This is a genomic window from Thalassotalea marina, from assembly GCF_014656435.1.
Taxonomy (GTDB): Bacteria; Pseudomonadota; Gammaproteobacteria; order Enterobacterales; family Alteromonadaceae; genus Thalassotalea_C; species Thalassotalea_C marina.
Genome location: NZ_BNCK01000003.1, coordinates 239,644 through 262,961 on the forward strand (window position 1 = coordinate 239,644; position 23,318 = coordinate 262,961).

Annotated in this window: 16 protein-coding genes; 7 read left to right on the top strand and 9 right to left on the bottom strand. The window is 41.0% G+C overall.

The features are described 5' to 3' along the window. Window positions 1–187: 187 nt before the first annotated feature. Together IE199_RS07535 and IE199_RS07540 are read left to right on the top strand one after the other, a co-directional pair. On the top strand, window positions 188–1,525 hold the full coding sequence (locus tag IE199_RS07535; RefSeq protein WP_189768820.1) for a HipA domain-containing protein: 1,338 nt from the start codon (window positions 188–190) through the stop codon (window positions 1,523–1,525). After that, window positions 1,515–1,796 (top strand): helix-turn-helix transcriptional regulator, encoded by a 282-nt coding sequence (locus IE199_RS07540; protein ID WP_229854591.1) that lies wholly within the window; start codon window positions 1,515–1,517, stop codon window positions 1,794–1,796. The genes IE199_RS07535 and IE199_RS07540 overlap by 11 nt, the downstream gene beginning before the upstream one ends. A 550-nt stretch (window positions 1,797–2,346) precedes the next feature. On the opposite strand, the gene IE199_RS07545 is transcribed toward IE199_RS07540, so the two are convergent. After that, window positions 2,347–3,075 carry a helix-turn-helix transcriptional regulator gene (locus IE199_RS07545; protein WP_189768822.1) on the bottom strand — a complete coding sequence of 243 codons (729 nt, stop codon included), beginning with the start codon at window positions 3,073–3,075 and terminating at the stop codon, window positions 2,347–2,349. Beyond that, the gene (locus IE199_RS07550; protein WP_189768825.1) at window positions 3,050–4,387 is read right to left on the bottom strand and encodes a tyrosine-type recombinase/integrase; all 1,338 of its coding nucleotides are present in this window, start codon (window positions 4,385–4,387) and stop codon (window positions 3,050–3,052) included. Before IE199_RS07550 ends, IE199_RS07545 begins: the two co-directional genes overlap by 26 nt. A 386-nt stretch (window positions 4,388–4,773) precedes the next feature. On the opposite strand from IE199_RS07550, the gene IE199_RS07555 reads away from it, so the two are divergent. Continuing rightward, window positions 4,774–4,929, top strand: coding sequence for a hypothetical protein (locus IE199_RS07555; RefSeq protein WP_189768827.1), 156 nt, complete (start codon window positions 4,774–4,776; stop codon window positions 4,927–4,929). Between the two features lie 53 nt (window positions 4,930–4,982). Beyond that, window positions 4,983–6,329, top strand: coding sequence for a hypothetical protein (locus IE199_RS07560; protein WP_189768829.1), 1,347 nt, complete (start codon window positions 4,983–4,985; stop codon window positions 6,327–6,329). 292 nt (window positions 6,330–6,621) lie between these two features. Here the strand turns inward: IE199_RS07560 and IE199_RS07565 are convergent, their stop codons facing one another. The 7 genes from IE199_RS07565 to IE199_RS07595 form a co-directional block, all read right to left on the bottom strand. Next, on the bottom strand, window positions 6,622–7,818 hold the full coding sequence (locus tag IE199_RS07565; RefSeq protein WP_189768831.1) for a tyrosine-type recombinase/integrase: 1,197 nt from the start codon (window positions 7,816–7,818) through the stop codon (window positions 6,622–6,624). Between the two features lie 182 nt (window positions 7,819–8,000). Beyond that, window positions 8,001–8,864, bottom strand: a complete 864-nt coding sequence (locus tag IE199_RS07570; protein ID WP_189768833.1) for a YicC/YloC family endoribonuclease — start codon at window positions 8,862–8,864, stop codon at window positions 8,001–8,003. 188 nt (window positions 8,865–9,052) lie between these two features. Further along, window positions 9,053–10,231, bottom strand: a complete 1,179-nt coding sequence (locus tag IE199_RS07575; RefSeq protein WP_189768835.1) for an AGE family epimerase/isomerase — start codon at window positions 10,229–10,231, stop codon at window positions 9,053–9,055. 10 nt (window positions 10,232–10,241) lie between these two features. Next, entirely contained in the window at window positions 10,242–11,252 is a 1,011-nt protein-coding gene (locus IE199_RS07580; RefSeq protein ID WP_189768837.1) for a carbohydrate kinase family protein, read from the bottom strand. Beyond that, window positions 11,249–12,508, bottom strand: coding sequence for a sugar MFS transporter (locus IE199_RS07585; protein ID WP_189768839.1), 1,260 nt, complete (start codon window positions 12,506–12,508; stop codon window positions 11,249–11,251). Before IE199_RS07585 ends, IE199_RS07580 begins: the two co-directional genes overlap by 4 nt. Before the next feature lie 5 nt (window positions 12,509–12,513). Next, window positions 12,514–15,024, bottom strand: coding sequence for a GH92 family glycosyl hydrolase (locus tag IE199_RS07590; RefSeq protein ID WP_189768841.1), 2,511 nt, complete (start codon window positions 15,022–15,024; stop codon window positions 12,514–12,516). Between the two features lie 55 nt (window positions 15,025–15,079). After that, window positions 15,080–17,395, bottom strand: coding sequence for a GH92 family glycosyl hydrolase (locus IE199_RS07595; protein ID WP_373304784.1), 2,316 nt, complete (start codon window positions 17,393–17,395; stop codon window positions 15,080–15,082). A gap of 265 nt (window positions 17,396–17,660) precedes the next feature. Here IE199_RS07595 and IE199_RS07600 point away from each other — a divergent pair, with 265 nt between their 5' ends. The 3 genes from IE199_RS07600 (at window position 17,661) to IE199_RS07610 (ending at window position 23,316) form a co-directional block, all read left to right on the top strand. After that, window positions 17,661–18,659 carry a LacI family DNA-binding transcriptional regulator gene (locus IE199_RS07600; protein ID WP_189768846.1) on the top strand — a complete coding sequence of 333 codons (999 nt, stop codon included), beginning with the start codon at window positions 17,661–17,663 and terminating at the stop codon, window positions 18,657–18,659. A 246-nt stretch (window positions 18,660–18,905) separates the two neighbouring features. Further along, window positions 18,906–20,363 (top strand): basic secretory protein-like protein, encoded by a 1,458-nt coding sequence (locus IE199_RS07605; protein ID WP_189768847.1) that lies wholly within the window; start codon window positions 18,906–18,908, stop codon window positions 20,361–20,363. Between the two features lie 121 nt (window positions 20,364–20,484). After that, window positions 20,485–23,316, top strand: coding sequence for a TonB-dependent receptor domain-containing protein (locus tag IE199_RS07610; protein WP_189768849.1), 2,832 nt, complete (start codon window positions 20,485–20,487; stop codon window positions 23,314–23,316). The last annotated feature ends 2 nt before the right edge of the window (window positions 23,317–23,318 follow it).

Sequence of the window (23,318 nt, forward strand, 5' to 3'; positions counted from 1 at the left end):
AAACTCTAAGAAAGTTTGACGACTTTTAAATTTAAAACGGTAATAAAGTTCCGACTTGGAGGTTGTGTTTTATTAAAAGCGGTAGTTTGATACTGTTTTGTTGCTCTATTTTATAATGTAACGGTAGATTTCTACCGAAAAGTTGTTATTATCAGAGACTAAACAGTAATAAACTACTGGAGTAGCGATGCAAACTGTTACATTGCAGTTATTTAATCAAGGTCAATGGTGGGATGCTGCGATTTTGAACTTCTCTGAAGAGCAGTTTAGTGCCAGTTGTTCATTGTGCTATGAGCCTGAATACATTGCTGCAGTAGCAAGCTATGACATCAAAGACTGTTGGGCATGCACAGTTAATGCTCCCATTAGCATCATTCCGAAAGACTATTCCAAGTGGCCAGCATTACTAGATGACATTTTGCCAGTTGGTAAATCTCGAGATTGGTGGCTTAAATATCTTAATGTTAGCCGTTCTAACGAATTTCAGCAAAACTATGCGCTGCTCACAAATGCTTGTATGTCACCCGTTGGTAACTTACGAATAAAAGAGTCAGTAGCGACAGAGGGTAGTATAGATCCTCGCCGCTTTCCCATTGAAGATGTTATTTCATTGCAATACGACTTCTTAGAGTATGCCAATGAACAAGGTGCAGCGGTTGGGGGAGCTACTGGAGCTGGTGGTGTTGCTCCAAAACTTTTACTAATGCTCGAAGATGACAGTGTTTTTATTGACGGAGATTTTGCTGGAAAACCATTGGCTGCCACAGCCTACTTAACAAAGTTTGCTAGAAATAGGCGTACAACTCGAGACAACAATATTCTCAAAGCTGAAGGTGTTTTTTATCAGGCTCTTACAGAGCTTCTTCAAGGTACTAGTGTTAAAACCATCGAAGTCAACAAGTTAAAAATACTTGAAGATAAAGAAAGTGGACAAATCAGTTTATGGCTACCGCGCTTTGATATCGGATTTGAAAATGGCGTGGCTACAAGAATTGGTTTGGAGAGCATCTACTCAATCATTGATGCGGAGCCAGGCAGTTATCAAGAGCATTTTGATGTTATGGAGACAGTTTGGAGAAGGATTAATTCTGCAACTCAAATGACCAAAAGTGAATTTGCAAAGCAATATGTTGTTAGAGACTTTTTAAATCTTGTTTTTGGTAATTCAGATAATCACGGCCGTAACATTTCATTTTTAAAATTTGACGGCGACATTCGTTTTGCTCCTATCTATGACTTTGCTCCGATGAAAGCCGATGAAGAAGGAGTAACTCGTTTATTCAAATGGGGACGAAATTGTGAACTTGGTGGGCAAGTGAGTTTTTCAAAGATTGCTGAGCAACTTTCTGACTTTTGTGAACCGGACGAAATGATTTTATTTTTGAGTCAACTTGCTGAAAAATTAATCGACTTGCCAGAGCTGTTAGCAAGATTAAATTGCCCTGATGAAATATTAAATTTTCCTGCGATTGGGTTTAGCAACATAAAAAATAAATTAGTAGAGATGGGAGTTTATGATGGCTAGTTTGTCTGGTGAACAGCGAAAAGAAATTCTTGCGAAGCTAGAAAATGATGTTGCCAACAATGTAATCACCATTGGTGAATTAGTTAAGCAAGTTCGCACACAATTGTATGGTATGACACAAACTCAATATGCAAAGTTTATTAAGGTGTCTGACAAAACGCTTAGAGATATTGAAAAAGGCAATACAGATCCTAGAGTCTCAGTGCTGAATAAAATTTTAGCTCCAGGAGGCTTTCAACTATCAGTTCGTGCTCTTCGCCGTGAGATTTAATTTTTTGCAGAGTTTAGGTCAAACAACTTAAGGAGAGGAGATGCCAATTGTTACCATCTCAGTATTTCTGATAAGCGTATTAGTACTGACTATTACCTTCTTACTTTTATATAAACGTAAGTAAGTTCTAACCTTAATTGGCTCATCAGTCAGTTAGAACTTTTTTGTAAGTAATCAGAATCACCTCATTGATTTGTAGAATCCAACGACAAGATATTTTATCAATATAAAAATACTCGATATTGTTATTTCTTTATAGCGAGATAGTTCAAAACATAACCTTATGTTCCGCCCGTTGTTTAATCCTCATTATGTTGCAATGTCAAAGGGGTATTACCTCTGCATATTATTCCTCGCAGGAAAACAGTGTTCCTGCAATAGGGTACTGGTTTTAAGTTGAAGCGGTTTCTGCGAGGTATTGCAGGAAGTGTTGCACGCTCGAGCCACAAAGTTGGCTCTGTAGTCGAGCATATAGACAAAAGCCTGCAAGTAGTTGCAGACTTTAATCTTGAGTTTTAGGTTAGGTGCTTTTTTTATCAGATATGTCTGATTAGTTGGACGTGGCCCATTGCTGTACAGCTCTTAAGTTTATGTGTATAGACGCTTCTTTTTTGTTTATCTTTCGTTGGAAATCAAGGCGGATGTGCTTTCCTATTTTCCATTCGTTTTGAGCGAGTCTTGCTATGATTTGATGAACTGAGATGTCGACTATTTCAATGTACTTTTGCAAAGGTAAATGTTCCTTGTTGGAGTAATCGTCGACAAGCTTATCTTCTCTAAATCCAAGCTTAATTGGCTGTTCATCTACCTTAGTGTCACGTCGATTTTTTAGCAGTTCAGACATTGCTTCACTCTTAATCTTTACCAGATTAAGCTTGAGGTTATGTTCAAAGTGATCATCTAGAATATAAAATTTAGATTGAAAACGTCGACGAAAAAGATCCACGTTGATACCTGCAATTTCTCCAAATGATTTGATTGAAACTGTTGACGGAAACTGAGATAACTCTGAAAAAGAGATGATATTTTCTTGTTCAGTTAACAAATCTAGCTTTATGTTTCGTTCGTTTAGGTCTGTATCAGGTTCATGAGTACAATTGTTCATAGTTCTTTCGAGCGTTGACTTGCGCCAGAAGATTTTCCGACCAGATTTACGATCTGGAGGAGGAAAATTTCCTAAACGAACTTGCTCAAATAGCCAAGAGTAGCTTTTGTTTTTCGCTTTCAAAACTTCGCTGAGCGATAGCGTAGGTTCAGCTTTCAGATATTGATTTAGCATTTTTATTTTCCTGCATTACTTCTTCTATCAAATTTAATAATCGCGCCTCTTCAATTAAATTTTCTATAGTGTCTGAGAGCTCTATTGAGGCCCGTTTCCTAGCTGGATATAAATGGTAGTCATCGTGCCTGTATCGCCTTGTTGAGTGCAAGATATAGCTATCAGCAACATGATCAGAGACTTCCAATTCACTCAATAACGTTCTACAAGTGTGCCTCAGCTCGTGAGGCACTTTGGTCAGTTTCGGAGCAATTTTCCTAATAAACTTGTTGGGTGTAGATGAGCTTATAAAGGGACTGTCAGAATTAGACTTCCTTGCTGGAAATAAGTAGTTTGAACCATTCTGAACCTCAACGATTTCCAAAAGTAAGCTTTGAACAAACTGCGTCAGGTAAACAGCACGCTGGATACCGTTTTTTTCAGCAGTAAGATTCCATACTAAGTCAGCTTCTTCATCATCGCTAAGATGTTTTGTTGTATGCCCAAAGTCTTTGTTGTGAGCTTTTATTAAGTCTCCTTTTCGAGTGCCAAGCACTAGCAAAATGTAAACAATATTTACGTTAATAGGGGCTGTATTTCGGACTTTCTCTAAACATTGAATAAGGTAAAGCAGTTCCTCAGGTGCCAATGCAGTTCTATCGGAGTCATCAACATAGCCAGTTTCTCTAGCTGTAAAGTAACTAGCAACATTGATGTCGATTAATCTATATCGTATGCCTCGCTTGAGTAGTTTTTCTGCAATTTCTCGTGCCATTTTAGCGGTTGCTTTGTAGGAAAAAGGTGTTCCTGCTGCTTTTGCTCTTATTTTTTTCACCATGACCTCGATGAGGCAACCATCAAAGTGAGAAATGGATGCGTTGCCGATGTATGGTTGCATGTGTTTGTGATATAGGCCTTGAATACGAGCCATATCTTTAAGAGGCTCAGGTTCTGTAATGTCAAACTCAGCTTCAGATGCTATGAACCAGTCATAAGCTAAGTCATCAATGGTTTTTATGTTACGACGATGCTCTTGAAGCTGATATGTGTAATCGTCGATATAACCGTTTGTGTTCAACTGTTTTTCGTAAACAAAGCTCTGCTCGACAGCCTCTTCTAATGATATCTGCTTATCAAGTATTCCCAATGTTTGGTAATGATATTTCCCATGTTTTTGCATCCGGAAAATGAGGGTTTTATTACCTTGTTTAGCAGAAGCATAAAGACGGTTTGCAATTTTTCTTGTCGGAAATGCCTCTCCGAAATTCGCAGTTAATGTCTTGAGCCTTGTTTCAGCATCTAGAAGGCGTTCGGTATATATCTCTTCAATCATTTATTACTTAGTTCAGTGTTGTTATTTAAGACTCGCTCAATATATTCTGTGAGCAGTTTTCCCTCCATTATGAGTCTGTTGAAGCTTTCAGGCCTTTATATACAGGGGATAGGAGGTTTTTTGCCTCTTTGATTGGATCGGAGTATTCAAAAAAGAGAAGAGTATTGTGGCTGCTATTCTCCCTCTCAAGATAAAGAGGTTGAAATCCTGTGAACCAAGCTTGTAAGGGGCTAGAGAGGGAGTACGATAAAAAAGTATCGGTTGTACTTACATTAAGAGTTGTGAAACTAAGCTATAAAAATTGCGCCACTTGATTCCTGTCAACTTATTCAAATTTTTTCGATGATTGCTTATGAAGTTTATTTGGAATTATCAAGGAGAACATTATGGCTTCAAAAGCAAATGCAAAACCACCAACACCTATGACGCCACAAGTGGCGCAACGAATTCAAAGTTCGACAGCTAAAACCAATGGTGGCAACGTACCAAAAGGTAGTTTTGCGGCTCGCGCAACTAGTAGCGCTGCTAAAAATAATAAATAATAGTGAGGGGGATCACCCCTCTTTCAAAAAGGAACTTTTTAAGGTCTTAATTTATGGTGCCTATCAATGAATCTTATCCAAACATTGGATATGTTTTAAATCGTCTAGCTGATATTGCCGACACCAAATCATTGGCGGCTAAGGGAAAGAGCCGTTATCGCAAGGAAGAAGACTTTGCATCTAGGAAGTCTTTAGATCCAACACTGATTTCAGAGTCAGTGCGACATTTATTTTATGAGCCAATCTCTCAGGTTGTTACAGGTAGTTTCGCTGAGTTTTTCTCTGACTGTATCTGGATGGGGTTAAACAACTTCATAGAAATCATGAAGCGTGTACCTATGGAAGGAGTAGCACAAAATAAGGTAGTTTATCAGCTTAATCAGCACCTGCTTGTAGAAACACTTGCGAGTATCATTTGGCAGGTAGGAATTAACCAAATGCCAAATAATACTGTTCCAAGTTTCTATTTGGATAGTCATCCAATCAAAGCACTTATTGATTTTTACAATAGCCAGCAAGATTTAGCTGAAAACGACATAAAAAAATTCTTTGAAAATACTGACAGAACAGTTAGAAAGTGGCGAAGTGGTGAAGAGCTCCCTAATATTGGTAACTTAACTCTACTTGCTCAATGGGCATCATTATCCAATCCAGAGGCGGTTAATGAAGAGATGGAAACTTTGTTTTTAGCAAGATTCATTGATTCATTTCATAGAAAAACCAAGCATCAGTTTGTTACTCATTTAAAAGAGGCTGTTTTGTGGCGGTTACAACACAACCAAGAGCCGTTTATAGATTTTGGTCGAATATTTTATCAGTTTTACATCAATGAAATAAGTTCAGCCAACTTACATATACTGTCAGCAGAAGGTAATGAACTTCATAAGCTCCTGAGACGCTCTACAACTAAACCTTCTGGCAGTTTTGCTGATTATTCAGCTAGATTAGCTTCACTTAAAAAATCAATTGAAGAGCATAATTTAAACGATGAGCTTAGCTATCACTATTACTGGCTACAGGGACGAATGCTAATACTTAGTGGCCAAATCGATACAGCGCTTGAGTGCTATCTCAATGCAGTTGAGTCATCATTGTATAAATCGGGTGATAATATTCGTAATTTGTTAAAGGAAGCTCTAGCGATTGCAGCTATTCAACAAAAACCTCATAAACCAACTTTGAAAAAAATAAAAAGTCGAGCATTAACATTTTGTCCCCAAATAATTGAACCTCAACTTAGAGAGTTACCTGTAAATATCACAAAAGAAGACGTTGATGAATGGTGCTTTTGGTTTGCAATACGTTTCCCTCAATCAGGCTGGTTTGAGGAAGGGAAAGAGATACTAATGGATCGTTTAAGACAGCTAGGTTTAGACGAAGTAGCAAAAAAGTGCCATTAGAAATCAAAGATTATCAAGCTTAAAAGTGTAAAAGCGTTTATGCCAGAAAACTTGCTAGTGGAGACTTCAAGAGCATCTGCTAGCAAGTTATATCTAGGGATATGTATACCAGTGGTTGCCTTGCTTTCTGATTTTGCCTCTCAGAGTCGCCCTAACTAAGGCCTGCTTAACTATTTGTTCGTCAAACATAGGGAGAGCTTGGATAATGTACTCAGTTGTGGGCGGATAACCGTCCCAGTGCTTCAAATCTCTAATTGTTTCAATTAGCTTATTATCTGTTACGCGTTTCATCTTACTGTTCTTCTTCAGGTAAACATGCGCAAAAAGCTTCAGCTAACATTAACAGGGCTTCTCTTTTTTCTGGCAAAAATGAGTACTTGTTATAGATATGCTGCATCTTAGGGAGTTTATGGTTTAAACATATTTCGGCGACTTGATCAGATATGCCGAGTTTTGCCAATAATGTTCTTGTTGTTCTGCGGATATCGTGTGGTGCTAAAGCAAACGGTAGATTTAGATTCTTGAATGCGTGGTTTAACGTATCATGATAAACATGGGGGACACGGCTTTGCTTTCTTGCCGGAAACACATAATCGCTGCCACAGGCTCTTATTTTTAGTTCATCAAGCCAAACGATGACTTGTGGTGAGAGTGGAACTAAGAACTCACGGCGCGGTTTTGTTCTCTCCGCTGGAATTGTCCACAACAACTCGTCAAAGTCGAATTCTTCCCACTTAGCCCCTAACAGTTCCATCTTTCTAGTTGCCGTACAAAACAGCAAGCAGGTTGCTAGGTAGTTATCTCTACTAAAGGCGGTGCCTGCTGCTTCGGCTATGTCGAAAAACTGTCTGATTTGTTTTTCATTTAAATAGGTATCTTTTGGCCTTTCTTCACCGCCTGCATCCATAGCTGTGAAGGATAGGGCTAGGTTATGACGAATTAAATCGAGCTTAACAGCATGTTTAAATAACGCCTTCAGTAAATAAAGCGATTTATTTGCTATCGAAGGTCTCGGTGCTTTTGTTCGTGTGCCTTTTTTGATTCTCTGCAGTACATCAGAAATCTCCAAACCGTTTATTTCTTTAATTGAGCGATTACCTAATGGCTGCTGTAAATTCATTTCATAAAGGCGCTTTAAACGACCTGCATGCGCATAACGAGATTCAATGATTGTTTCGAAATAATGTTCAAAGACTGCATTTAAGGTATTACGTGCTTGAAACTCTGCTTTACGTTTTTCCATTAAAGGGTCGATACCGTTTGCAAGCTGGTGGCGAAAAAATAAGACTTTCTGTCTTGCTTCTTTTAACGAAATAGTTGGATAGGGGCCAATAGCGATCACCGAACGTTTTCCGTTAATTTGATAACGGAAATTAAAACTCGCATATCCAGATTTAGTGAGTGAAAAAAATAGGCCATCTTTATCGGCAATTCCGCGAGTTGGCTCTGCCTTTTTGATGATAGATTTTAGTATGGTCTCAGTTAACATATATATCCTCCAAATTTGTAGGGTTATTTGGACGACATTGGTGACTTGAGAGAGCGAACTACCACTCGCACTACCACTTTTTTGTATTTTTGGCCTAAATTATTCAAAATAATCTGGACGCTAAAAACACAAAAGCCCAGTATGACTGGGCTATAGCGGAGGTGTTTGGACTCTAATGGATATTATTCTATATTCTGGATCTGCTCACGCATTTGCTCAATTAACACTTTTAGTTCAACGGCAGCGTTAGTAATGTCAGTATTGATTGATTTTGAGCCTAGGGTGTTAGCTTCACGGTTGAATTCTTGCATCATAAAGTCGAGGCGTCTGCCCTGTGCGCCACCTTTTTTCAAGATGCTGCGGGTTTCTTTTACATGTGAAAATAAACGGTCGGTTTCTTCGTCTACGTCCATTTTTTGTGCCAGCAATACTAGCTCTTGTTCAACGCGTTGTGAGTCTAGTTCTAGCTTTGCTTCTTCAAATTTTTCTAAAATACGATCGCGTTGCCATTGCACAATTTCAGGCATGCGTGCTTTTACCGTTTCTGCTTGAGTTACTATGCCATCTAAGCGCTGTTCTATCAGCACTTTCATGTTTTCGCCTTCGCGAGCACGGGCAGCAATAAAGTCTTCAAGCGCTCGGTCAAAGCCTTTTAATAGGTCTACCTGAATTGCGTCCATGTCGGTTTCTTCGGCTTCCATCACACCCGGCCAACGCATAATTTCAACAGGGTTTACTTGGCTGTTTAACGTTTGTTCGTTGATCCAACCTGCGTGCTCTAATAGTTGGCTCGCCAGTTCTTTGTTTAAACTTAACTTGCCTTTGGCCGATGGATTTGGGTTAAAACGTAAACCACATTCTACTTTACCGCGAGCTAATGCTTTGCGAAAACGCTCACGTAAAACGGGCTCTATACCGCGAAATTGTTCAGGTAACCGAAAGTAGTTTTCTAAAAAGCGTTGGTTAACGCTGCGAATTTCCCAAATCGCATTGCCCCAGTCTTCTTTAATTTCTACGCGGGCAAAGGCGGTCATGCTGTGGATCATATAAAACACCGAAGTCATTGAAGTAGTGCGATTATGCCAAAGGTAGGCAAGGGTCGCCACTATTACCAACGTTTATTTGTTTTTGATCAGTATTTTGGGTGTGGCGCAAAGCAAGTTTGCACTTACTAAGCACCACCAAGGGAAGTAGGTTGCCAGTTGGCCATCCAGTGAACCAACCAGCGGGGAGCTTATACAGCGTTTAATTGGTTATAAACCTCAATACAAGCACCTAATGTGTGATAGTCACATTTAGCACCCGCTGCGCTTTTCTCATTTGAGTATTTGGTATTGTTTAGTGTTAATACGCGATACCAAGCGCCGTGTTCATGGTCGATAAAGTTATCCCAGCAGTATTGCCACAAGGCGTTGTATTGCTGTAAATATTTTTCATCGTTTGTTTGTTGATACAACATGGCGGCCGCCGCTAAGCTTTCGGCTTGTACCCAAAAGTATTTGTCGGTATCACACCAATTGCCCTGTGGATCAAAGCCGTATATTAACCCGCCGTGTTCTTTGTCCCACGCTTGTTGGTAAGAGCGGTCAAAAAATTCAGCCGCCTTTTCCACTAACCAAGCTTCAGGCGCAAGTTCGTTAATTAATAACAGTAATTTTGCCCATTCAGTTTGGTGACCCGGTTGGAAACCCCACGGACGATATAAGTTTTTTGGATCGTCTTTGTTGTAATCCCAGTCAGGTTCGAAGTTATCGTGGTAGTGTTCCCACACTAAACCGCCTGTTTTTGCTGCTTGTACTTGGCAGATATTTTTGGCCACCGTTTGTGCACGCTGTAAAAACTTGTCATCACCTGTTGCTTGGTATGCCGCGATCATGGCTTCACAAATATGCATATTGGCATTTTGGCCACGATACGGCGATAACTCACCCGAAGTTGAAAGTTCATCGGCATACAAACCGTATTCCGCTTGCCAAAAGCGCTGTTCAAGTAACTCAAATACTTTATCGAGTTTTTCATTGCTTGTGATCACACCAGCTTTATAACTGGCCGCATAAGCTAACAACACAAAGGCATAGCCGTAGGCTTGTTGTGTCATATCACTTGGCGCATTGTTGGCTATTGTCCACGCATAACCTTGAGCTTCTTCTTGCCAATGCACGGTTTCTAAGTAGTTTAGGCCGTGTTTAATTTTGTCTAGGTGCTGTGTTTGCCCTAGGTATTTAACTGCAAGCGCATAGTTAACGATAATGCGCGTGCTGCTAACTAAATGTCTGACATCTTTGTCGAATAATGATCCATCATCATAAAAATTTTGAAAATACCCCCCAGCATTATCAATAATATTTGGCTCGTAGAAGGAATAGATAGACGCGCAGTGGTCTGCCAAGAAGGTACGACTGTAAAAATTCACACACTTTCCTTTATAACAATTCGATAAGATTAGTAAAATGTTGCGATACGTTGTGCTCTTGAGCCCCAAACGCATGCATTGCTTGCTCAAATTGAGCAAATGCCGGAAATGCCCCTTGCTGACTGACAGCAATACCGCCGCAGCAGCAGGCAAAATTGATGATATTACTTAGCAGCAATTCATCGCTTAACGCTGTGTCTATATCGTCAATTAATGACAACATAAACAATAAAGCGCCAATAAAACCATCACCACCGCCTGTGGTGTCAGCAACCGTGACACTTGGCGGCGCGCAGCGAAACTCTCCGTGTGCTGATATAACTCGAACCGCACTGCCACCGTCAGTAACAATTAGCAGTTTGCAGCCCTGTGCCATGCAGTTTTTGACATACTGAGGTTCGTTGCCTTCGGCAAGAAATTCTAGTTCTTCAGCAGAAAACTTAAGAACGTCGGCTTGCTCAACAAAGCGATTAACTCGAGCTTTGTCGGCATGGCCTGCTTGCCACAAATTGTGACGCAAATTAACGTCAAAACTCACCAACGCCTGATGTTCTTTTGCCACAGTAATTGCTTGTAAAGTGCAATCAGCTATCGCTTCATTGGTTAAGGTATTGCTGCAAAAGTGAAAAATTACAGGTTTTGCAAACCAGTTAGCATCAATTTGGCTGGGTGAAAAAATCACATCGGCGGTGTTGTCTCGATAAAAGGTAAAACTGCGGTCATTGTCTTTATCAAGCATAACAAACGCCAAAGCCGTTGGTGCAGTAGCATGTTGATAGGTAAAACTCACATCAACGCCATATTCTTGCATTGAGGCAATTAAAAAATCGCCAAAGGCATCTTTACCCACTTGGCCAACAAAAAATGCACTGCCGCCAAGTTTGGCAACCGACACCGCGGCATTGGCAGGAGCCCCCCCCGGAAACTGGCGATAGCCTTTAATATTAAGTTTGTCTTGCGGCTGTTCATCAACGTTTAAAAAGTCGATTAGCGCCTCGCCAAAACAAATTACGGGTTTCATGCAGATGCTCCCACACTCGGCGTTCTTTTTGCGCTATATAAGCCGTAGAACAGAATATAAATATAGGCCAACGCTGGTACGATAAAGCTCATTTGTACTGAACTTACATCAGCAACATAACCTTGAATTAATGGCAGAATTGCGCCACCAACAATACCTTGGCATAACAAGCCAGAGCCTTTAGAGGTTAAAGGCCCTAAGCCGCGAATCGCTAAGGTAAAAATCGTCGGGAACATAATCGAGTTAAAAAAGCCAACCGCTAACACACTGTACATCGCCACGTTACCTTCTGTGTTCATGGTAACGATTAATAGAAGCATCGCCATCACGCCATTAAACGCTAAGATCAAACTCGGTTTGATAAAACGTGTTAAATATGCGCCAACAAAACGGCCTATCATGGCAGCACCCCAGTAGTAAGCTACCATGTCGCCCGCTTGCTTTTCAGTCATGGCTGCAATGTTGTTTTGCATAAAGTAGTTCACTAAAAAGCTGCCAATTGACACTTCAGCGCCAACATATAAAAAGATCGCTAATGCGCCTAACAACAATGGTTTTTCTTGCCAAATGGAACGATTAGCATCGTCAGGCGCTGCATGTTCAGCACTAATGTGTTTGATGGTTGGTAAATGTAGAAATTTAAACGCTACTGCAACTAACACAGTGGCACCAGCAATTAATAAGTACGGTAATTTAACCGCACTGGCATCAGCACTTGACGCTGTAGTGGCTACCGCACCAAAAATAAGGGCACTACCAAAGACAGGGCCAGCGGTGTGGCCAAGAGAATTAATAGCTTGCGCTAGGTTTAGTCGGCTTGCCGCTGTTGCTTCTTTACCTAGTGAAGCCACATAAGGGTTTGCTGATACCTGCAAAATCGTAATGCCAGAGGCAAGTACAAATAAACCTGTTAAAAATACCCAATAAGCGCCCATATCAGCTGCTGGGTAAAAAATCACACACCCGGTTGCTATGGTAAGCAAACCAGTGATGATGCCTTTTAAGTAACCAATTTTACTGATCAATCTGCCGGCAAAGGGGGAAACAATAAAATACGCACCAAAGAAGCAAAATTGCACCAACATGGCTTGAGTATAATTTAAGTCAAACGCGCCCTTTAAATAAGGGATCAAAATATCATTTAACGCAGTGATAAAACCCCAAATAAAAAACAGGGTGGTCATGGCGCCAAAAGCAAAATGATAATGTTCGTTATCGTTGCTCACGACCGTTGTAGTTGCAGGTTGAATCGCCATGTCAGTTACTCCTTGTTAGCCGCAGTGCTGTACGACGGTGGACGATCGTCCTTAGCCGCGCCAAACGCTGTATTTGGTGTTGTTGATAAAGTGAAGTCTAAGCTAACGGGTTGTTTAACGTGTTCGCTGTTGATCCAACTTTGATTTGTCGATTTACCATTCACTTCCAATGATTGAATATAGCGGTTTTCGTCAGAAGCGCCCGGCGCATTAATGCTAATATTGCCAATTTGTGCTTGGCTAAACAGTGGGCTAGACAACACCATATCCGCCTTGCCAGGGAAAAGTGGGTACATACCTAACGCAGAAAATACGTACCACGACGACATTTGACCTAAGTCGTCTTGCCCTGGAATACCCTTAGTAGTGTTATTCCAAAGCTGAGCCATGGTTTCGCGCACAGTATCTTGTGTTTTGTATGCTTTTCCTGAAAACAGGTACATCCAAGGTGAGGCAATTGATGGCTGATTAGATACATCTGAAAATTCGGCACTGTCTCTGAACAATACCCAAGAGCCATCAGGTTTATGGAAATGGCTGTCTAGGCGATCCGCCATGATTTGGTCGCCACCTAATTTGTCGTTTAGGCCTTGACCATCAAACGGTAACATCCATAGGTATTGCGCGGGGCTGCCTTCAACAAATAAATGGCCACTGTTGGCATCAAAGTTTTCTTTCCAAGTACCGTCTAAGTTACGACCTTGAATGTAGCCCAATTCAGCGGTTGCTTTTGGGTTATATAAGTTTTTCCAATAACCAGAGCGCTCAAGCAAAATGTTGGCGTGTTTGTCATCTTGCATGTTTAACGCTAATTGCGATAAGGCAAAATCAGCTGATGCTTGTTCTAACGTTTCAGACGCTCCTTCCCAGCTATTTGATTGGTCAGAAATATAGTTAACCGACATCCACTGATCGAGTGACGGATGCTGACCACGACAAAACACTGGGCAGCCTTCATCACTTAAATCAAGTGGTGTTGGGTTCATTGCCGCAGTTATTAGTGATTGATATGCACCATCAACATCAAAATTATTGGCACCAAAAGCAACAAAGTTGGCAATAGCAATACTAGAAGGATCGCCACTCATTACCCCCGTTGGGCCTGAGTTATGTGTCCATCTATCCCACACACCATTGTATTGAGAAGCTTGGTTATATAAAGATTGCGCAATATCGCTACCACGCTGTTGGTCAAGCATAGTCACTAACTGCAGTTGAGAGCGGTAAACATCCCAACCAGAAAAGTTAGCATATTGCGCCGTTTGTTTGTCTGTGATTTGATGAACTTGTTGATCAAAACCTTGATACTCACCGTTTACGTCACTGAAAATATTTGGATGATAAAGCGAATGGAAAAGCGCTGTATAGAATGTGGTTAACTTGTTTTGGTTTTCAGAAACCACTTTAACTTTTGCTAATTCGTTATTCCACGCTTTGTATGCTTGATGTTTAACATCGGCCAAACTCGTGTTATTGGCTTGTTCTGCTGCTAAGTTTTTACGGGCGTTTTCTAAGCTAACGTAAGAGATACCAACACGCATGGTAACTGGCTGCTCTGCCGTTGCCGCGAGATTCACCCAAACACCTGAACCTTGGCCCAAAGTAGGAACGCCTTTTTCACCATACCCCATGCCACCTTTAGCTTCGGTTGCATCAGCATAAACTTTATCGTTAGTCCAACCACCCGAGCCGGTGATTTTAGTGTCTAACTTGGCAACAAAGTGTAAGGTGTAGTAGTCACGGCGATTGTATTCACCTAAGTAACCACAAAAATTACCACTGGTTACATAACCGGTAATTTCGCCTTTTTCAGCGTCCACTTTGGCATAAGCATCGCCACTGCCAATTTGAGAATACGATGAACGGAATAACAGCTTGGCATGTTCAGGTTGGCTAAAAGTAAATTCAGCAATACCAGTGCGCGCCGTAGCTGATAATTCAACATTAACGCCGTTATCTAAACCCACTTGGTAATAACCCGGCACAGCGGTTTCGTCATGATGAGAAAAGCCTGCACTATAGTATGCATTTAAAAAGTCAGCGTCAGGTGAATGGGTAATATCTTGGGTAAATGGCATCACCGGTATATCACCCGAAGCACCTAAACAACCAGTGCCCGATAATCGTGTAAATGAAAAACCTTTTACTCTGCTTGCCGCATAGTTATAACCCCCCGGAGAGACAGGAATACGACCTTTTTCAACACGCACACGTTTATCAATGCCAGCGCTTTCTTTCAGCAAGTCTTCGGTATAAGCGTGTTCGGGGCCAAAGTTAAACATACCAAACGGGATCAACGCCCCAGGTGTTACGTTAGACGCCTGTCTGTGGTTGTACACACCTTCAGTACCAATGAAAGGGTTTACATAAGACGCTGGGTCGGCTACCCAATTGGGCTCGGCTGGTGTTTGTGCAACTTGCGCTGCTGGCTCTTTAGGGGCTGACGCTTGTTCACATCCTAAGGTAGCAATACACGAGGTCAGTATCGCTAACGGGTAAATTATACGGTTTTTCATGATCTAGTCCTTGGCCTTGCACAATGGCAAGGCCTTGTCTATTTGTTGTTATCGACTATCGGCTCATTGATGGTGGTCTGTGCTCAAGTGCACTGCCCCATGTTTTGTTTGGCTTGTCAGACATTTCGAAGGTTAAAACGCCACCTTGTTGAATATCATCATGAGTGATGTAACTGCGTTGTAAGGTTTTGCCATTTAAGTTAACCGACTTTATGTATTTATTCGCTTTAGACAACCCTTTCGCTTCCACAGTAAAGGTTTTGTTTTTCGCTAAATTTAATGAAATTTTTGGCAATTGTGGTGCGCCAATGCTGTAGCTTAAGTTACCAGGAGCCACAGGATAAAAACCCATTGCAGAGAAGATATACCAAGCTGACATTTGACCAACATCATCATTACCGGCTAAGCCGTCTGGTTTGTCAGACGATAAGGTGTCCATGATTTGGCGAATACGCTCTTGTGTGCGCCAAGGTTTACCCGCATCGTTGTACATATAAGCAATATGATGACTTGGCTCATTGCCGTGAGCATATTGACCAATTAAGCCGGCGATATCTTCATGTTCTTTGATTTTTTCGTGGCTTAACTCTTTTTCAAATAAGGTATCAAGGCGCTGCTCAAATGCTTTGTCACCACCAATAAGCTTTATCAGCTCTTGTGCGTCATGCGGAACATAAAAGGTATATTGATAACTGTTACCTTCAGTAAATGGCCCCATCAGTTTTGCTTCTTCTGGATCAAACGCTGGGTTCCATCCACCTTTTGAGTCTTTACCGCGCATAAAACCTACCGACGGATCAAATACATTTTTGTACGATAAGGCGCGACGATAAAATTCATCAGCAATTTTCTGCTCACCTAACGCCTCGGCAAAACGAGCAATAGTGAAATCATCGTAGGCATATTCTAAAGTGATCGAAACCGACTCACTTAACTTGTCCATTGGCACATAACCGTATTTGATGTATTCAGGAATAGCATCATATTTAGGATTGTTTGCTGTATCTAACATGGCTTTAAGCGCCAGTTCATGATCAAAATCACGAATGCCTTTTAGGTACGCGTCAGCAATTACAGATACCGCGTGATAACCTATCATGGTCCATGTTTCGTGGGCATGGAATGACCAAATTGGCAACATGTCATCGTAGCTTTGTTGGTAATGCACTAACATCGATTGGATCATGTCAGACACTTTTTCAGGTGCTACATAAGTTAAAAGTGGGTGTAGCGCACGATAGGTATCCCACAATGAAAATAAGGTGTAGTGTTGGAAGTCTGTGGCTTTGTGAATTTCACCATCAACACCTCGGTATTCACCGTTCACATCTTGGTAAACAGAAGGTGCCTGTAGTGCGTGATAAAGTGAGGTGTACAACTGACGTTTTTCAGCTTTTGTACCCTCTGCATCAATTACATTGAGCTTATCACGCCATTGTTCTTTAGCCTCAGCGCGGACACGTTCAAAGTTCCAGTCAGGTAATTCAGTGGTTAAGTTCTCTAACGCATTACTTCTGCTCACAGCAGATAAACCAACTTTCACTAATAACGGCGCTTGTTTTGCGTCATCAAAATGTGCAACCACTTTAATGTCTTTGCCTGCTGTAAACTGAATGGCGTCATTTACTATGGTTGACGGCTTGTTGCTTTTACCAGCATCTAAACAGCCATTGCAACGATAGCGAGCATTATCTTCATTTATTAGTTCAATACGGTCAAACGGGCGAGAAAACTTAATGGCAAAATACATTTCACGGTGTTTTGCCCAACCATTTGTAGAGCGATACGCTAATAAAGTTTGATTATCGATTACACGCACATCACTCCACACCACTTTATTTTTAAAGTTGTAGATTGATGAGGTTAAGTCCATCACCACGTGGCCATCTTTTTCACCATTAAAGGTGTATTTATGTAAACCGGTACGTGTTGTTGTGGTTAACTCGGCTTTAATTTGGTAATCATCAAGCTCCACCATGTAATAGCCAGGTGACGCTTGTTCTCTGTCGTGACTAAAACGTGAGCGATAACCGGAATCAGGGTCTTCTTCAGTTCCAGGTTTTGTATGAACTTTACCTGTACCCGGCATAATCAATAAGTCACCTAAATCAGAATGACCTGTGCCACTAAAGTGAGTATGTGAAAAGCCAATAATGGTGTGATCGTCATAATGATAACCAGCACAGTGTTTGTATATTTCATGCTGAGGGTCAACACCACGGCTTAACGCGGCAGTATCTGGGCTTAGTTGCACCATACCAAACGGCACAACGGCACCAGGGAAAGTATGACCGTCACCACCAGTTCCGATAAATGGGTCAACCCATACGGTATTGTCTTTTTTAGCTTCTTTATTAGCGGCATTTGCCATGGTAGGTACACCTACCAAACAAACAACTGCTAACAAAGCGCCTAGAGAGCGCTTTTCAAATACGCTTGCTAATCGCTGCATTGTATAGCTTCCTTCACTGATTACACCTGAGTATTTTTTCATTGTATGCAACATAATGATTGCCAAATACTTATTATTTTATTTTTGGAACGTTCCAATTATTGTGATTCAATATATCTTGAGTTAAGTTATAATTCAACCATCAAAAAATATTTTGCTCGCAGTTTTACCTAAGGAATACCGTTTGAAGAAGCAAGAAACCATCACTGTAGTTGACGTAGCAAAAAAGGCCGGCGTATCGAAATCCACGGTTTCCTTAGTCTTGACCAATAGTAATAAGGTCAGTGAAAAGTCGAAACGAAAAGTGCTAAAAGCGATCGAAGAAACTGGTTATGTCTATAACCGAGACGCCGCCTCACTGCGCAGCAGACGATCAAATTTAGTTGCAATTGTTATTAACGATTTAACCAACCCCTATTCAACACAACTTACAGTTGCCCTAGAGCAGCAGATCCGCAGCATTGGCATGTTTGCTATTTTGGTGAGTAGTGGGGAAAGTGTTGAGCAGCAAAGCGAACTTATTCAGCGGTTAGAAGAATATAAGGTGTCGGCTTATGTCATTTGTCCTGCACCAGGAACCAGCCCTGACTTTTTAAATGGCTTAGTTGATAAAGGTCGCTTAGTGATCAACATCATGCGTGAGATTCAAGGCGCAAAAGTATCAACCATTATTCCAGACAACGTCTCAGGTACTTACATGAGTACTAACTTGCTGATCAAAAAAGGCTATAAAAATATCGCTTTTTTAGGCGGTAACGAAAGTATTTCGGATTACCACCAACGTTTAGCTGGTTATAACAATGCCATGCATGAACATTTTCAAGATGACGCATTAACGCAAGTAATTCAGTCAAATACGACACGAGATGGTGGTCGAAAAGGCATGAAAGAATTATTAAACCAATCACCAAATATTGAAGCGGTTGTCTGTTTTAGTGATGTTATCGCTTATGGCGCGATTGAATACATGAAAGAGCAGCAAATTAAACCCGGTGTTGATATAGGTATTATTGGCTTTGATGATTTAAAAGACTCTCAATTAATGTCACCAGCGTTAACCACGATACATATTGACGAAAACCAAATTGCTCGTGCCGTTTGTCAGGAATTGATGGACGCCAATAGCAATGCGCGCAATAAGGTGCTTGTTGGTGTTGATTTAATCGAACGTTCTTCCTGTTAATAAACTTAACGAGTAAGCTATTGATCATGGCTTACTCGTTTGTTTTGTCGATTTATTAGACAGAACGCAACTATCTTATTCCACCTTATTCCACAAAAATATTCTGGCTTATACTTGACATTAGATGGCTTTTGGCAGAATCTAAATTGGAACGTTCCAAGTCGTATTTTAATAATTATAAAATCAATTTCTGCGTTTCAGTTACACAAACCGCTGAGTTGATTGCACCTAAAAGTGAGAATATTCATGTTGCCAACAAAGGTAAAACTGGCCGGTGTGGCCGCGTCTCTTGTTGTTAGCTTTACTGCTCTTGGCGGTAAATATGTAGCTACGCCTGTTGCTAGTAGTCAGTTATCTATTATCAGTCAGCACAGTAACTCACCCAAACAAGAACCAGTAGATGCTTTAATCGACGGGAAACTCGATTCAAAATTTTTAGTCTTTGATAACAATAGCCAAATTATTTTCCAATTAGATCAAGCACAAAGCTTAACAGGCTATCGTTTTACTTCGGCAAACGACGCACCAAAACGCGATCCCGAGCAGTGGCGTCTTGAAGGCTCTAACAACGCTAAGCAGTGGCATGTTATCGATGAACAACAACAGCAAACTTTTACCGATCGTCAACAGTCACGTCAGTTTCAGCTTAACACTGCTACAGCCTATCGCTTTTATCGTTTAACACTATCTCATGATAATACCTCACAATATGGTGATAACTATTTACAGTTAGCTGAAGTTACTTTTTTTGCCGATGATCAGCGCCCTATCGCCCGCTTTGGCAGCAGCCATCAACAAGCATCGGTTAACGACGTTGTAGAATTTTGGGATCACAGTCAAAACCACCCTACAAGCTGGCAATGGCAATTTGAAGGTGGTATACCTGCGACCAGTAATAAACAAAATCCAAGAGTCACCTTTGACAAACCAGGCGCTTACAACGTCACTTTAACCAGTCGTAATGCTTTTGGTGAAGATTCAAAAACGCAATCACGTCGTATAAAAGTGCTTGATGTTAATCAGCCGTGGCAAGGTTTTGAATTTCCTCAGGTTGAATTTCAACATGAAGATACCACCAGTGAAGGCTACCAACGTTTAACACGATTAATGCCTGACATTGAAAAAATTATTCACAATATTTCATTAGAGGTCAATAAACGCCTTTATAAAAACTACACACAATCCCCCAACTTTGATCGCATTGTTGTTTCACTGCAATGGAGCGACGTTCTTGCATCACGCGGTGGCAGCGGCAAAACCATGTTACTGACTTTTTCAACAAAATATGTGGCAGAGCGACTAAAAGACAAGTCAGATGAAGAGGTGTTGTACGAGCTTGAAGGTGTCTTTTGGCATGAATTAACCCATGGTTATCAATATCACATAGGTGCAGGGAATTATCTTGGCGGCTCGGGATACCACGCTTTTATTGAAGGTATGGCAGATTTAATTCGCATTGACGCCGGTTACCACAAAACCAGAAAACCCGTTGCTTCAGACTCATGGTTAGGTGGATACACCAACACAGGTTTCTTTTTACATTGGTTAAGTGAAAACTATCAACCTGACTTTGCTTATCTATTTAATCAAAGTGCAAAAACCTTACCTAACTGGACATTTGAAAAGGCCGTTGAATCCATTATCGGTGAACCGATTGACTCACTTTGGCAACGCTATCAAGCCGAGCTTGCCCAACAAGGATAAAAATACCACGCGTTAAATAATAGTTGCATTAACACGTATTGAAACCCCTTTTAATTGGAACGTTCCAATTAAAAATAAAAAAAAGAACAATTAAAAAATAATGATAAACAGGAGAGACAATATGCAGACGAGAAACAAAGCAACAGGCTTTAAACTCAGCCCTTTGGCCTTGCTCATTGGATTGGGTTTACAGTTGCCTGCTAGTGCACAAGAGGCACAACAGCAAAAGGCAGAGGAAGAGACTATCGAACGAGTGATGGTCACTGGTTCACGCATCAAGCGCACCGAAATGGAAGGTGTGGTTAATGTGCAGAGCATTACCTCAGACGACATGATCAAAAGTGGCTTTTCAAGTGTTTACGATGCGCTGAGTAACCTACCTGCAGCTAACGGTGCAATTTTAGGTGAAGTGGAAACAGGCTCTTATACACCTGGTGCAAAAGAGCTTAATTTACGCGGCCTTGGCCCTGAATACACACTGATCTTAGTTAATGGTAAACGCCTTGCCTATTACCCTATGCCTTTTGGCGGTCATACCAACTTTGTAAATTTGGATATGATCCCACAAGCTATGGTAGAGCGCATTGATATTCAAACCGGCGGTGCTTCGGCTATTTATGGCTCAGATGCCATGGCAGGTGTTATTAACATTATCACTAAACGTGGTATTGAAGGTCATCACGTTGAAGCTAAATACGGCTTTGACAATTACGATTCAAACAAAACCAAATCGTTGTCCTTTGTTGGTGGCTTAAAAGAAGGCAATTTTTACTTAGACTACGCCTTAGAATACCGTCAAAACGATGGATTACATTCAGGTGATAGACCATTTCACGACAGCGTATGGGACAGCCCAGATCCCAATTCAAATCGTGAATTAAACCGCTCAATTACTGTCTATTCAAGAGACACAGAGTATTTAAATAACTACGTCACTGAATATTGTAATACTGACGCAAACCCACACTCAAAAGCGATTCAGCACTTTATTGCTCGTAACAACTATGGCCCAAGCTGTGGATGGGACGAAACAGGTGAAGCACATCTGATCAACAAAAATGAAACCGCCAGTGTTTATGTGAATGCTCAATATGACATTACAGACACCGACACCTTTTTTGCGACTGGTTATTACGTCACTCAAGAGAAAAAAGGTAACCGTGGCAGCTTATTCTTCTACGATAAAGCGTTTTGGGATCCTGATCTAACCAATAAAGATGGTAGTCAAGGTGGTGAAGTTACCTATATGTGGCGCAAGGTTCTTGACCAAGAATATACCAGTGACGGTTACGGCAGAACCTACGACGATGCGGCTTACACCATTAGCTTTGGCTTAGAAGGCACGTTAGGTGAATTTGATTATTCAATGGGCTTCACTCGCTCAGCCTATGACTTTAATGATCAATACGCCCATTCAACGGTAGCAGGTCGTGAAAAATTATTAGGTCCACAATTAGGTACATATAACAATTTACCCATTCACCGCCCTGACTACCAAACATGGTTTGGCGGTTTTGATAAAGACACCTTTTTTGGTTTAGCCGACTGGGTGGAATACAAAGGTGAATCTTTCACAGAAATTTTTAATACTCATATCTCTGGCGAGCTTTATGAATTAGACGCCGGCCCAATCGCGTTTTCATTTTTACTTGAAGCAATGAAAGAAGGTACAAAAGCGATTCCAGATAGCCGTGTGATTAACAAAGAATTTACCGGTTTAACCGGTGTAATAACTGATGGTGAGCGTAAACGATATGCCGCAGCACTTGAGTTATTAGTACCAGTGCACGAAACCTTCGATATTGAGGGTGCAATTCGTTATGACTACTACGACGACAAATCGAACGTTGGTGGCGCAATGTCTACCCAGTTAGGTTTTACCTATCGTCCATTTGAAGATTTTGTGTTTAGAAGTGCCGTTGGTACAACTTTTAGAGGCCCAGACATTTCTGCTGTTTACAAAGGTTTTAGTGGTAACTTTGGCAGTGGCGGTGATCGAGTATTAGGCCATGCCTGTTTAGATTTGGCCAATAATGGTGCTGTTCCAGGTTACGATACTGACGCATTAACATTAACCTGTGCTACCGCTGATCTTACGACCAACCCAGAGCAACCTTCGTTAAATGTAAACTTTGAAAGTGAATCTGTTGGTGATGCAACGTTAAAAGAAGAAACAGGTGATACTTTCACGGCTGGATTTGTCTATGAATTAAATGAACATTTTTCATTTAACATTGATTATTACCAAATCACTATTAACGACAAAGTCGCATTATTAGATGCTGGCACCATTTTAAATATTAACTATGAGTGTTTTGCTGGCATTCAAGATAGCGATTCTGAACTGTGTAAAACGACCGCTGATCGAATTAAGCGTTACGACGCACAAGGAAATGGGGTTGACCGTTTAGGCAACGCAATTACTGGCGATCCGTATACACCACACTCGATTACTGAAGGTTACATTAATGCCGCAGTAAGAAAACAATCAGGTATCGATTTTGGTATTAAAGGCGCTTGGGAAACAGAGTTTGGTGAGTTTTCTTACAAGTTTGATTTAACCAAAGCACTAAGCAAAAAAATCAAACTACGTCATGACGACCCACTGATCGAATACATCGATCGCCAAGACAACTTCGACTTTAAAACTATCGCCAATGCACAAGTGACGTGGCAAAAAGATGACTGGTCAGTGTCATTGTTAGCAAATCGCAAAGGAAAACTGTGGAACAACGCTAACTATGGTGAAAGGGATAAACTGCCTGCTTGGACACGTTACAACTTAACGATTGCTAAACAATATGATGACCTTCGTTTGTTAATGTCGGTAACTAACTTACTTAACGCTATGCCACCACAAGATGAAACATTTACCGGTTATCCGTTTTATCGCTCGGGCGCATACGACACGTTAGGACGCCAATTTTCATTCCAAGCGAAATATTCATTTTAGTC